Below are 10,115 nucleotides of genomic sequence, written 5' to 3'. Positions count from 1 at the left end.
CCTCGCCGACGCCGAGGTGCGACAGAGCGAAGCGGATGCCCCGTGGGTGCTGCTCACGCCCTCATACAAAGCCGGCAACGACGATCAGGTGACGCTGCCCGCGGCGGTGCGGGCGTTCCTTCGGTCCGCCGTCACCCGGCGGAATCTCGTCGGCATCATCGGCTCGGGCAATCGCAACTTCGGTCGGTACTACCAGGCGGCTGCGCGTGAACTCGCGGAGCTGTCCGGGCGCCCCATCCTGTTCGAGTTCGAGCTCTCGGGTACCCCCGAAGACGTGACTCGATGCGCGGAGATCCTCGGGGAGCTCGACCGGGCGCTCGCCACCGGGTGACCCCTCAATCGCGCACGAGGGTTGCGGCGTCGGAGGTCAGGCGGGCGGCGACCGCATCGAAGGGCGCGAGCGAGCGCTGAGCCCGAGCGATCGCCACGGCGCCCTCGATCGCAGCGAGCAGTGTCGTCGCGAACGAGGCGGCGGCTGCGGCATCCACCCCTGTTGCGGCGAGCCGGGCGGCGAGGGCGTCGATCCATCCGCCGAAGAGGGTGCCGGCCGTGTCGCGCAGCGGCCCGTCGGTTGACGCAGTCACGGCGAGCAGGGAGCATCCGACAGCGAAGTCTGTCGCGACGAGCGTGTGCCGCCAGACGGCGATGAAGGATGCCACGACCTCGACGGGGGTGTCGCCGGTGAACCCGCCGACGAGCGCGATGACCCGGTCGGCCTGCCGGCGCACCGCCAGCTCGACCAGCTCGTCCTTGCCGCCCGGGAAGTGGTGATAGATCGACCCGCGGGGTGCACCCGAGGCGGCGATGACGTCGCTGAACGAGGTGGCCTGATAGCCGCGCTCAGCCAGCAGCCGCGCCGCGGTGTCGGCCATCTGCTCCCGCGCGCCGCTCAGGACTCGCCCCGCAGCGACGCGATCTCGGCGCGCGCGGCGCCGACGATTTCGGCGTTCGTGTGCGCGTGACCCCACAGGCCCCAGCCACCCTCGGGGGCCTCGGTGAGCAGCACCCAGGTGCGCTCGCGCCAGCTCGGGTCGCCCGCGGCGTCCGCCACGAGATCGGTGAGCGCGCTCACGACGGCGAGCTGCTTGTCGCGGTCGAGTGCACCGGCGTTGGTCAGCACCTGCACGCGCACGTGATCGCTCGATCCGTCGACATCGGACAGTGCCGCGGCGGGAAGCTCATGAACGAACGCGGCGGTGTTCGCCCGGAACATCGGGATGTCGGGCACCTGCTCGACGTCCTTCACGGCGGCGGCGGCACGCTGGGCGAGGGAATGCACGTCGGCGATGAGTCCGGCCGGAGCGTAGATGTCGATCATGGGCATGGGGAGCCTCCGAGGTCGCGAAGTATGATGCTCGTCATACTATGACGGCCGTCATATGACCCGCAACCGCGTCACTGCGTGAAGAGGTTGCGCAGCAGGGTCAGGTAGACGATCGCGAACACCGCGACGATGCCGACGTTGACGGCGAGGCGCCACCAGAGGTGGTCACGCAAGAACGCCACGTCGAGCCCGACGATGAGCCCACCCATCACGAGCAGGTAAATGACGACGAACACGGTGTGCTTCATGGTGGCCTCCGGATCGGATGTCTCGGCACCATCCTGCCCCCACTCGCGCCCGCCCGCTCCGCCCTCCCTAGGCTGGGCTCATGACGTCGGATGCTCCGGATCCGCGCGCGTGCCCGACGTGCGGCGATCCCCTGCGGTTCGAGATCCTCGACGACGAACGCTTCCTCGTCGCATGGTCGTGCGTGAACTGCGGACTGATCCGCACGACCGAGCCGGTCTGAGACCCCGCAGACGCGAAACGGCCCGCCGAAGCGGGCCGTTTCACTTACTGTCTCAACACAGTGTGCGCCCGAAGGGACTCGAACCCCTAACCTTCTGATCCGTAGTCAGATGCTCTATCCATTGAGCTACGGGCGCATGTTCTCGCGGCCATTTCGGCGCGCGGGCACCAGGAGAGCATACCCCAGGACGTGCTCCCGGAACGAATCGTGGATGCCGCGGCCCGCGGCATCCCCTCACTCGTCGAGTTCGCTCAGGTCGATGCCCGATGCCTTCGGCGCGGCACCCGAGACGATCTCACCGCCGGGAAGCGCCTCAGGCTCCCCGTCGACGAGCCGCTTGCGGTGAGCGGCGAGCTTCGGCAGGTCGACGAGCTTGAGGCTCATCATGCGCGCCTTGCGCATCTTCTCGTAGTCGGGCTCGAGGTCGGGGCGCGCCGCCTCGATGCGCAGCCGCCGGTCGATGTTGCGCGAGACCTCGCTCCATGCCGCCTCGCGCGCCGCCTCGACGAGCTCGCGCAGCGTCGCCTCGTCGGCGGCACGCTGCTGCAGCTCCTCGGCGATGCGCAGCGACTGCTTACGTCGACGCCGAAGATTCTTGACGTCGCGGCTGCGGTAGTCGTGGGTGCCGTCCGAGAGGCTGAACCGGCGGCTGGCGCGCTTGCGCTCCCGCTCCGCCCGCTTGCCGTCGGCCTCCGCCTCCCGCGCCAGCGCCAGCAGCGCCTCCTGCGCGTCGGGAAGGAACAGCTCGACATCGAAGTCGGCGTCCGACGAGATGAGCGCGACCAGCATGCGGTTCTTCAACGTCAGTCGCGTGGCGGCCGCGGCGATGTAGAGACCTTCGGCGACGACATCCTTCGTCTTGGCGACGCGTGCGGCATCGTTCGGGCTCTCGCCCTCCCGGCTCTTCCAGATCCGCGCCACAACCACTCCTGTGTCGAGGGTAGTGCCCGCAGGCCTGTGAGGTCGATGACGGATGCCGCCCCTCACCCCGCGAGCTTGGTGATCACCGCCTCGACACGTCGCGCGCGGGTGTCGGCGGCCTTCGCGGACTCGACGCTCACGACGTGCGCCTTGCGGTGGCTGGGAGCGAGCGCGGCGAACGCGGCGGCGAGCCCGGCGGATGCGAGCGCGGCGGCGAGGTCGGCCGGAACCTCGACGTCGCGAGGCGCGGTATCGAGGGCGGGCTCGACGGTGACCGCGTCGCCCCCACCGATGCCGGTCGCCGCTCGCTTGTCGGAGCTGAACGGCACGAGGAACAGCCCCTGCATCACCCCGACCGTCGAGCGGTACTCGTAGCCGTTGACGCTCACCACGACGGCGGGACGCTTGCCACCTCCGAGCGCCTCGAGCACCGCGGGCGGCACCTCGATGCCGGTGTTGTTGCCGAACTGCGACATGGTCGTCTCGAACCGCTGCGTCATCATGCGCACAGCGTAGGCCCGCCCGGCGACGTCGGGTAAGGGAGTAGCGACCTCGCTGCAGCAGCGCAACCCCCGGCATCCGTCGACGCCGGCCGCGTACCGTCACCGGTGTCCGTACACACTTCACGAAAGGGGTATCGACATGGGACTCATCGATGACGCCAAGGACGTCGCGGAGACCGCCGGCCGCAAGGTCAAGGAGGGCTTCGAGGACGCCAAGGACCGCATCGGCGACAAGGTCGACGAGGTCAAGGCCGACGCGAACGTCAAGAAGGCCGAAGCCGAGAAGGAGCGGGTCGAGAAGCGCAACGAGCTCAAGGAGCAGTTGCGCGGCGAGTGACCGCTCCGCTGAGCCCGTCGCTCAGCGTCGCGCGGCAGGAATGTGTCGAGGCCCCCGGGATGATCTCCCGGGGGCCTCGATGCGTGGGGCTCAGAGGGCGGCGAGCGCCTGCTCGAGGTCGGCCACGAGGTCGTCGACCGACTCGATGCCCACCGACAGCCGCACGACGGACTCCGGCACGGCGAGCTCGGTGCCGCGCACCGAGGCGTGGGTCATCTCGTCGGGGTAGTTGACCAGCGACTCGACGCCGCCGAGCGACTCGGCGAGTGTGAAGAGGCGCGTCGACTCGGCGAAACGGCGGGCGGATGCCCCGTCGCCGAGGTCGAGCGTGACGATGCCGCCGAACGCCGACATCTGTCGCGCGGCGAGCTCGTGTCCCGGGTGCGAGGGAAGGCCGGGGTAGTAGACCCGGGCGACCCTGTCGTGCCCCTCGAGCACCTCGGCGATCTGCTGCGCGTTCTCGCTGTGCCGCTGCATGCGCACCGCGAGCGTCTTGATGCCGCGGGTCGTGAGCCACGCGTCGAGCGGCCCCGACACGGCACCGGTGGCGAACTGCAGGAAGCGCGCCTTCTCGGCGAGCGCGTCGTCGGCGATGACGAGTGCACCGCCGATCACGTCAGAGTGCCCGCCGAGGTACTTGGTCGTCGAGTGCACGACGACATCGGCGCCGAGCGCGAGCGGCTGCTGCAAGGCGGGCGAGGCGAAGGTGTTGTCGACGACGACGACCGCGCCGGCCGCGTGGCCGAGGCGCGCGAGCCCGGCGATGTCGGTGACGCGCAGCAGCGGGTTCGATGGGGTCTCGACCCAGACGATCTTCGCCGGACGCTCGGCGAGTGCCGCCTCGACCTGGGCGAGGTCGCTCATGTCGACGACCCGCAGGCCCACCCCCCAGGGCCCGAGGATGCGGGCGATCAGCCGGTAGGTGCCGCCGTAGACGTCGTTGCCGAGAAGCACCTCGTCGCCGGGCTGCAGTGCCGCGCGCAGCAGGGCGTCCTCGGCGGCGAGGCCCGACGCGAACGAGAGACCGTGCACGCCGCCTTCGATCGCCGCGATCTGACGCTCGAGGGCGGTGCGGGTGGGATTGCCGCTGCGGCCGTACTCATAGCCGCCGCGCAGCCCGCCGATGCCGTCCTGCGCGTACGTCGACGAGAAATGCACGGGCGGGATGACCGCGCCCGTCGTCGGGTCGAACTCCTGCCCGGCGTGCACCGCCAGGCTGTCGAAGCCGCGGGCGGACGAGGCGTGGTCGGTCATGCGTTCACTCCAGTGATCGGGGTCGGGGTCGGGACGTCGTAGCCGTGGGCGCGCATCCAGTCGTCGTCGTACAGCTTCGAGAGGTAGCCGCGGCCGTGGTCGGGCAGGAGCACGACGACCACGGCATGCTCGTCGAGGTCGCGCGCGACGCGCAGCGCACCGACCACCGCCATGCCGCTGGAGCCGCCGACGAGCAGACCCTCCTCGCGGGCGAGGCGCCGCGCCATCGCGAACGACTCCGCGTCGGACACGCGTTCGTAGGCGTCGACGACGGTCGGGTCGAAGGCCTCCGGCCACATGTCCTCGCCGACGCCCTCGACGTCGTAGCCGTGCACGGGGCCGCCGGAGTAGATCGAGCCGACCGGGTCGACGCCGATGATGCGCACTGCGGAGCCCGCGGCATCCCGAAGGAAACGGCCCGTCCCCGTGATGGTGCCCCCGGTGCCGACGCCCGCCACGAAGTGGGTCAGGCGTCCGTCGGTGTCACGCCAGATCTCGGGACCGGTCGAGCGGTAGTGGCTCGCCGGACCGTTCGGGTTCGCGTACTGATTCGGCTTGAAGGCACCCGGGATCTCACGAGCGAGGCGGTCGGACACCGAGTAGTAGGAGGTGGGGTCATCGGGTTCGACGTTCGTCGGCGTGACGACGACGTCGGCGCCGTACGCCCGCAGCACCGCCCGCTTGTCCTCGGCGACCTTGTCGGGCACGACGAACACGCACCGATAGCCACGCTGCTGGGCGACGAGCGCGAGTCCGACGCCGGTGTTGCCCGAGGTCGGCTCGACGATCGTGCCGCCCGGGCGGAGCAGTCCGCCCCGCTCGGCGGCGTCGATGATGGATGCCGCGATGCGGTCCTTGCTCGAGCCGCCCGGGTTGAAGTACTCGACCTTGGCGAGCACGGTGGCACGGATGCCGGCGGTGACGGCGTTCAGACGGACGAGAGGCGTGTTGCCGACGAGGTCGGTCACGCTCGAGGCGTAGCGCACGAGAGATTCCTGGGGGTGGTGTCACGCGGGGGCGTGACGGCTGACGGGGGTCGATGAAGACGACGCGAAGGCGTCGATCAGCGACAACACAGACAGGTCAGCACGCGGCCACCCTACCCCGACCCACCCGGGAGCGCGCAACCCGTGACCGCCCCATCCCGATTCTCACGGCCGTCCGAATGGCGCTGTGCGCGCCGGGGACGTACTATTCACGAGGCCCAAGTCAGGTAAGCCTTACCTCCCATCGACCGAAGGTTCCCGTCATGCCCCGCCGTACCGCACGCCGTCTCGCCGCGGCATCCGCCGTTCTCGCCGTCGCCGTCAGCCTCGCCGCGTGCTCGTCCTCGTCGTCGCCCAGCGCGAGCGCATCCGGCGACATCTCCGGCCAGACCATCACGGTCTACAACGCACAACACGAAGAACTCACCCAGGCATGGGCCGACGCGTTCACGAAGCAGACCGGTGTGAAGGTCGTCCTTCGCAACGGGGACGACTCCGAGCTCGGCAACCAGATCGTGCAAGAGGGCGCCGCATCGCCCGCCGACGTCTTCCTCACGGAGAACTCGCCGGCGATGTCGCTCGTCGAGAAGGCCGGGCTCTTCGCCCCGATCGATGCCTCGACCCTCGACAACGTTCCGGCCGCCTACCGCCCCGCCAGCGGCGACTGGACCGGCATCGCCGCCCGCTCGACGGTGATGGTCTACAACCCGTCGCTCATCTCCGCCGACCAGCTGCCGACGTCGATCATGGACCTCGAGAAGCCGGAGTGGAAGGGCAAGTGGGCGGCATCCCCCACCGGGGCCGATTTCCAGGCGATCGTGTCCGCGATCCTGCAGCAGAAGGGCGTCGATGCGACGACCGCCTGGCTCGACGCGATGAAGCAGAACTCCGTCGCCTACAAGGGCAACTCGACCGTCATGAAGGCCGTCAACTCCGGCCAGGTGCCGCTCGGCATCATCTACCACTACTACTGGTTCATCGATCAGTCGAAGACGAAGGAGAACAGCAACAACACGAAGCTGGCCTACTTCACGAACCAGGACCCGGGCGCCTTCGTCAGCATCTCGGGCGGTGGCGTGCTGAAGTCCAGCACCCACCAGCAGGCGGCACAGGCGTTCATCGCGTTCATCACCTCCGCCGCGGGCCAGCAGGTGCTGCGCGACGGCACCAGCTTCGAGTACGCGATCGGCAGCGGCGTCGCCTCCAACCCGGCGCTGCCGGCGCTCGACACGCTGCAGCCGCCGGCGATCGACCCCTCAACCCTCAACAGCTCGCAGGTCTCCGACCTCATGACCGCGGCGGGGCTGATCTGATCTGACCGCTCTCGCTGCGAGCGCCCCGATCGGCGGCGCGACCCTCCGGCGCCGGGCTCGTCGAGCCCCGGCGCCGCTGGTCGTGCTCACGCTCGTGGTCGCCGCGCTCATGCTCGTGCCCGTCGGCTTCGTCGCCTGGGTCGCGATCGATGAGGGCTGGGCGCAGCTGGCGCCGCTCATCTTCCGGCCGCGGGTCGGCGAGCTGCTGCTGAACACGATCGGCCTGGTCGTGGTGGGGGTTCCGCTGTGCGTGGCCGTCGGGGTGCTCGCCGCATGGGTCGTCGAGCGCACCGCCCTCCCGGGGAGGCGCGTCTGGGCCATCGCGCTCGCTGCTCCGCTCGCGATGCCCGCTTTCGTCAGCAGCTACGGATGGGTGTCGGCGGTGCCCTCCCTCGGCGGACTGTCGGGAGGGCTCCTCGTCGCGGTCGGCGCGTACTATCCCCTCGTCTACCTCCCCGCCCTCGCCGCCCTACGGCGGCTCGACCCGGCGCTCGAGGAGTCCGCCCGCGCGCTCGGGCACGGCCCCGTGCGCACCTTCCTGCGCGTGGCCCTCCCCCAGCTGCGCATCGCGATCCTCGGCGGCGGACTGGTCGTCGGGCTGCACCTGCTCGCCGAGTACGGCGCCTTCGCACTGCTGCGGTTCGACACCTTCACCACCGCGATCGTCAGCCAGTTCCAGTCGACGTTCGCGGGTCCTGCCGCCAACGCACTCGGCGTGGTGCTCGCGCTGCTGTGCCTCGTGCTGCTCGTCGGCGAGGCGTCGGCACGCGGCTCCGCGCGCTACGCACGCATCGGCCGCGGTGCGCCGCGCCCCGCCGTGCCGCACCGACTCGGGTGGCGCGCGGTGCCCGTGGCCCTGGCACTGACCCTCGTGCTCGCACTCGCTGTCGGTGTGCCGGGCGTGAGCCTCGTGCGCTGGGCCCTGCGCCCGGAGGCCTGGGCGGCCGGCGACCTGCTCTCCACCCTCGGGCAGACCCTGATGCTCTCGGCGGGCGGCGCGATCGCGGCGACCATCATCGCCCTGCCCGGCGCGTGGCTCGCGGTGCGGTACCCGGGCCGCATGTCCCGCGTGATCGAAGGCGCGATGTACCTCGCGAGCAGCCTGCCGACGATCATCGTCGCCCTCGCGCTCGTGACGGTCACCCTGCGGGTGCTTCCGGCCGTCTACCAGACGCCGGTCACGGTGATCTCGGCCTACGTCATCGTGTTCCTGCCGCGGGCGCTGGTGAGCTTGCGCACCGGCCTCGCCCAGGTGCCGCGCGGGCTCGAAGAGGCCGCGCGCTCTCTCGGGCGCAGCTCGCTCGGCGCGAAGCTGACGGTCACCGCGCCGCTCATGCTCTCGTCGTTCGGCGCGGCTCTCGCACTCACCGGCCTCGGCTGCGCGAACGAGCTCACGGCGACCCTGCTGCTCGCCCCGGCCGGCACCAGCACGCTCGCGACCCAGTTCTGGTCGGCGACGATCAACGCCGACTTCGCATCGGCCGCACCATATGCGATCCTGCTGATCGCCCTGTCGGTGCCGAGCGTCGCACTGCTCCTCGCCGACGCCCGCCGGAAGAAGACCGCATGACCTCCCTCGACCTCGCCCAGGTGTCGGTGACCCTGGGCGGACACCCCGTGCTGCACGACGTCTCGCTGCGGCTCGCGGACGGAGAGCGTCTCGCCGTCGTCGGCCCCTCGGGCAGTGGCAAGACGACGCTCCTTCGGGCGATCGCCGGCTTCGAGCGCATCACCCGCGGCGAGATCCGACTCGGCGATGATCTGGTCGCCTCCGCCGAGCGTCAGGTCGCGTCGCACCGCCGCCGGGTCGGCTACGTCGCGCAGGACGGCGCCCTCTTCCCCCACCTGACCGCGCGAGCAAACATCGCCTTCGGCCTCGGCGGGGTCGCGCGTGGCGCCCGGGGTGACGCGGTCGCCGCGGCATCCGCTCTCGCCGGCATCGAGCCCGACCTGCTCGAGCGCTATCCGCACGAGATCTCCGGCGGCCAGCAGCAGCGTGTCTCGCTCGCCCGCGCACTCGCGCCCCACCCGCGCGTGCTGCTGCTCGACGAGCCCTTCAGCGCCCTCGACACGGCGCTGCGCGCCCAGGTGCGCACGCAGGTCGTCGATGCCCTCGACCGCGCCGGCGTGACGACGGTGCTCGTCACCCATGATCCCGCCGAAGCGCTCGCCTTCGGCGACGCGATCGCGGTGCTCGACGGCGGACGCCTCCAGCAGGCGGGAAGCTGCGCCGAGGTCTACGCGGCGCCGGCCACGCCGCAGGTCGCGCGCCTGCTCGGCGACACCGTGCTGCTGCCCGCGACACGCGAGGCGGGGTCGGCCCGATGCCCGCTCGGCCTCGTGCCGGTGCGTACGGACGCGGCAGGCGCAGCATCCGCTCTCGTCGTCATGGTGCGTCCCGAGCAGCTTCGACTGACGACGGATGCCACGGCCCCCGCCATGCGCGTGCTCGACGTCGTCGAGACCGGTGGCACCGCCCTCGTCACGGTCGTGTGCGACGACGGCACCGAGGCGCGGGTGCCGCTGCGCGTGTTCGGCGTCGACCTTCCCGCCGTGGGCGACACCGTCGGCGTCGTGGTGGACGGCGCGGGCGTGCTCTACGCGGCCTGAGCGCTCAGCGGCCGGATCGATGCCGCGCGGCTGCCGCGCCGGTCACAGACCGAGGTCGGATGCGGCGACCGGGGCCGTGCCCGCCACGCTGCGCCGCTGACGGATGATCGCGACGACGATCACCATGACCAACGCGAATCCGAGCGACACCCAGCCGCTGCCGACGCCTACCCCTCCCTCGTCGACGGGCTTGCCGAGCCAGTCGGCGACCGAGGCGCCGAGCGGACGGGTGAGCACGTAGGCGAACCAGAACGCGAACACGGCGCCGAAGCGCAGGAAGCGGTAGCCGAGTGCCGGAACGAGGATGAGCACCGCGAACACGAGGATCGACGGAGCGTAGCCGAGTCCCAGGGTCACCGCGGCGAAGTCGCCGACCGCCGTGCCGAGGGCGAAGGTGC

Annotated in this window: 13 protein-coding genes, 1 tRNA gene and 1 pseudogene; 6 read left to right on the top strand and 9 right to left on the bottom strand. The window is 70.9% G+C overall.

Annotated features, from left to right (window positions below; all coding sequences use genetic code 11):
- Positions 1-331 (top strand): ribonucleotide reductase stimulatory protein (locus ASG00_RS07425; RefSeq protein ID WP_056208165.1); only part of this gene is annotated, 331 nt, incomplete at its 5' end.
- Positions 332-335: 4 nt separating this feature from the next.
- Here ASG00_RS07425 and ASG00_RS07420 read toward each other — a convergent pair.
- From ASG00_RS07420 to ASG00_RS15755, 3 genes are all read right to left on the bottom strand, one after another.
- Positions 336-872, bottom strand: coding sequence for a TetR/AcrR family transcriptional regulator (locus tag ASG00_RS07420; RefSeq protein WP_056208057.1), 537 nt, complete (start codon positions 870-872; stop codon positions 336-338).
- A 17-nt stretch (positions 873-889) separates the two neighbouring features.
- Positions 890-1,324: a tautomerase family protein gene (locus ASG00_RS07415; protein ID WP_056208053.1), complete on the bottom strand. Its 435-nt coding sequence runs from the start codon at positions 1,322-1,324 to the stop codon at positions 890-892.
- 71 nt (positions 1,325-1,395) lie between these two features.
- Positions 1,396-1,572: a hypothetical protein gene (locus ASG00_RS15755; RefSeq protein WP_048809182.1), complete on the bottom strand. Its 177-nt coding sequence runs from the start codon at positions 1,570-1,572 to the stop codon at positions 1,396-1,398.
- Positions 1,573-1,652: 80 nt separating this feature from the next.
- Here ASG00_RS15755 and ASG00_RS15750 point away from each other — a divergent pair, with 80 nt between their 5' ends.
- Positions 1,653-1,793 (top strand): hypothetical protein, encoded by a 141-nt coding sequence (locus ASG00_RS15750; protein ID WP_200930884.1) that lies wholly within the window; start codon positions 1,653-1,655, stop codon positions 1,791-1,793.
- A 63-nt stretch (positions 1,794-1,856) separates the two neighbouring features.
- Here the strand turns inward: ASG00_RS15750 and ASG00_RS07410 are convergent.
- The 3 genes from ASG00_RS07410 to ASG00_RS07400 form a co-directional block, all read right to left on the bottom strand.
- A tRNA-Arg gene (locus ASG00_RS07410) sits at positions 1,857-1,929 on the bottom strand.
- A 98-nt stretch (positions 1,930-2,027) separates the two neighbouring features.
- Positions 2,028-2,714, bottom strand: coding sequence for a hypothetical protein (locus ASG00_RS07405; RefSeq protein ID WP_048809181.1), 687 nt, complete (start codon positions 2,712-2,714; stop codon positions 2,028-2,030).
- Between the two features lie 62 nt (positions 2,715-2,776).
- Positions 2,777-3,217 carry a YdeI/OmpD-associated family protein gene (locus ASG00_RS07400; RefSeq protein ID WP_327037318.1) on the bottom strand — a complete coding sequence of 147 codons (441 nt, stop codon included), beginning with the start codon at positions 3,215-3,217 and terminating at the stop codon, positions 2,777-2,779.
- 139 nt (positions 3,218-3,356) lie between these two features.
- Here ASG00_RS07400 and ASG00_RS07395 point away from each other — a divergent pair, with 139 nt between their 5' ends.
- On the top strand, positions 3,357-3,554 hold the full coding sequence (locus ASG00_RS07395) for a hypothetical protein (RefSeq protein ID WP_045247156.1): 198 nt from the start codon (positions 3,357-3,359) through the stop codon (positions 3,552-3,554).
- A gap of 90 nt (positions 3,555-3,644) precedes the next feature.
- On the opposite strand, the gene ASG00_RS07390 is transcribed toward ASG00_RS07395, so the two are convergent.
- Positions 3,645-4,808 carry a cystathionine gamma-synthase gene (locus ASG00_RS07390; protein WP_056208049.1) on the bottom strand — a complete coding sequence of 388 codons (1,164 nt, stop codon included), beginning with the start codon at positions 4,806-4,808 and terminating at the stop codon, positions 3,645-3,647.
- Complete coding sequence (locus ASG00_RS07385; protein ID WP_235557399.1) at positions 4,805-5,776, bottom strand: pyridoxal-phosphate dependent enzyme; 972 nt, start codon at positions 5,774-5,776, stop codon at positions 4,805-4,807. Before ASG00_RS07385 ends, ASG00_RS07390 begins: the two co-directional genes overlap by 4 nt.
- Before the next feature lie 281 nt (positions 5,777-6,057).
- On the opposite strand from ASG00_RS07385, the gene ASG00_RS07380 reads away from it, so the two are divergent.
- The 3 genes from ASG00_RS07380 to ASG00_RS07370 all read left to right on the top strand — a co-directional run bounded on the left by ASG00_RS07380 (position 6,058) and on the right by ASG00_RS07370 (position 9,717).
- Positions 6,058-7,107, top strand: coding sequence for an iron ABC transporter substrate-binding protein (locus ASG00_RS07380; protein ID WP_056208044.1), 1,050 nt, complete (start codon positions 6,058-6,060; stop codon positions 7,105-7,107).
- A gap of 109 nt (positions 7,108-7,216) precedes the next feature.
- Positions 7,217-8,677, top strand: a complete 1,461-nt coding sequence (locus ASG00_RS07375; protein WP_082483142.1) for an ABC transporter permease — start codon at positions 7,217-7,219, stop codon at positions 8,675-8,677.
- Complete coding sequence (locus ASG00_RS07370) at positions 8,674-9,717, top strand: ABC transporter ATP-binding protein (RefSeq protein WP_056208039.1); 1,044 nt, start codon at positions 8,674-8,676, stop codon at positions 9,715-9,717. Before ASG00_RS07375 ends, ASG00_RS07370 begins: the two co-directional genes overlap by 4 nt.
- 42 nt (positions 9,718-9,759) lie before the next feature.
- On the opposite strand, the pseudogene ASG00_RS15745 reads toward ASG00_RS07370, so the two are convergent.
- Positions 9,760-10,115 (bottom strand): annotated as a pseudogene (locus ASG00_RS15745) (hypothetical protein); the annotation flags it as partial.

It is taken from the genome of Microbacterium sp. Leaf351, assembly GCF_001423825.1.
Lineage (GTDB): Bacteria > Actinomycetota > Actinomycetes > Actinomycetales > Microbacteriaceae > Microbacterium > Microbacterium ginsengisoli.
Note: the sequence above shows the minus strand (reverse complement) of the source record. Positions and strands in the feature narration are given on the sequence as shown.

Excerpts from the sequence above, each read along its gene's own strand:
- ASG00_RS07420 (WP_056208057.1), bottom strand. The coding sequence starts at position 872 with ATGGCCGACACCGCGGCGCGGCTGCTGGCTGAGCGCGGCTATCAGGCC.
- ASG00_RS15750 (WP_200930884.1), top strand. The coding sequence starts at position 1,653 with ATGACGTCGGATGCTCCGGATCCGCGCGCGTGCCCGACGTGCGGCGAT.
- ASG00_RS15755 (WP_048809182.1), bottom strand. The coding sequence starts at position 1,572 with ATGAAGCACACCGTGTTCGTCGTCATTTACCTGCTCGTGATGGGTGGG.
- ASG00_RS07375 (WP_082483142.1), top strand. The coding sequence starts at position 7,217 with ATGCTCGTGCCCGTCGGCTTCGTCGCCTGGGTCGCGATCGATGAGGGC.
- ASG00_RS07415 (WP_056208053.1), bottom strand. The coding sequence starts at position 1,324 with ATGCCCATGATCGACATCTACGCTCCGGCCGGACTCATCGCCGACGTG.
- ASG00_RS07370 (WP_056208039.1), top strand. The coding sequence starts at position 8,674 with ATGACCTCCCTCGACCTCGCCCAGGTGTCGGTGACCCTGGGCGGACAC.
- ASG00_RS07395 (WP_045247156.1), top strand. The coding sequence starts at position 3,357 with ATGGGACTCATCGATGACGCCAAGGACGTCGCGGAGACCGCCGGCCGC.
- ASG00_RS07400 (WP_327037318.1), bottom strand. The coding sequence starts at position 3,217 with ATGATGACGCAGCGGTTCGAGACGACCATGTCGCAGTTCGGCAACAAC.
- ASG00_RS07390 (WP_056208049.1), bottom strand. The coding sequence starts at position 4,808 with ATGACCGACCACGCCTCGTCCGCCCGCGGCTTCGACAGCCTGGCGGTG.
- ASG00_RS07380 (WP_056208044.1), top strand. The coding sequence starts at position 6,058 with ATGCCCCGCCGTACCGCACGCCGTCTCGCCGCGGCATCCGCCGTTCTC.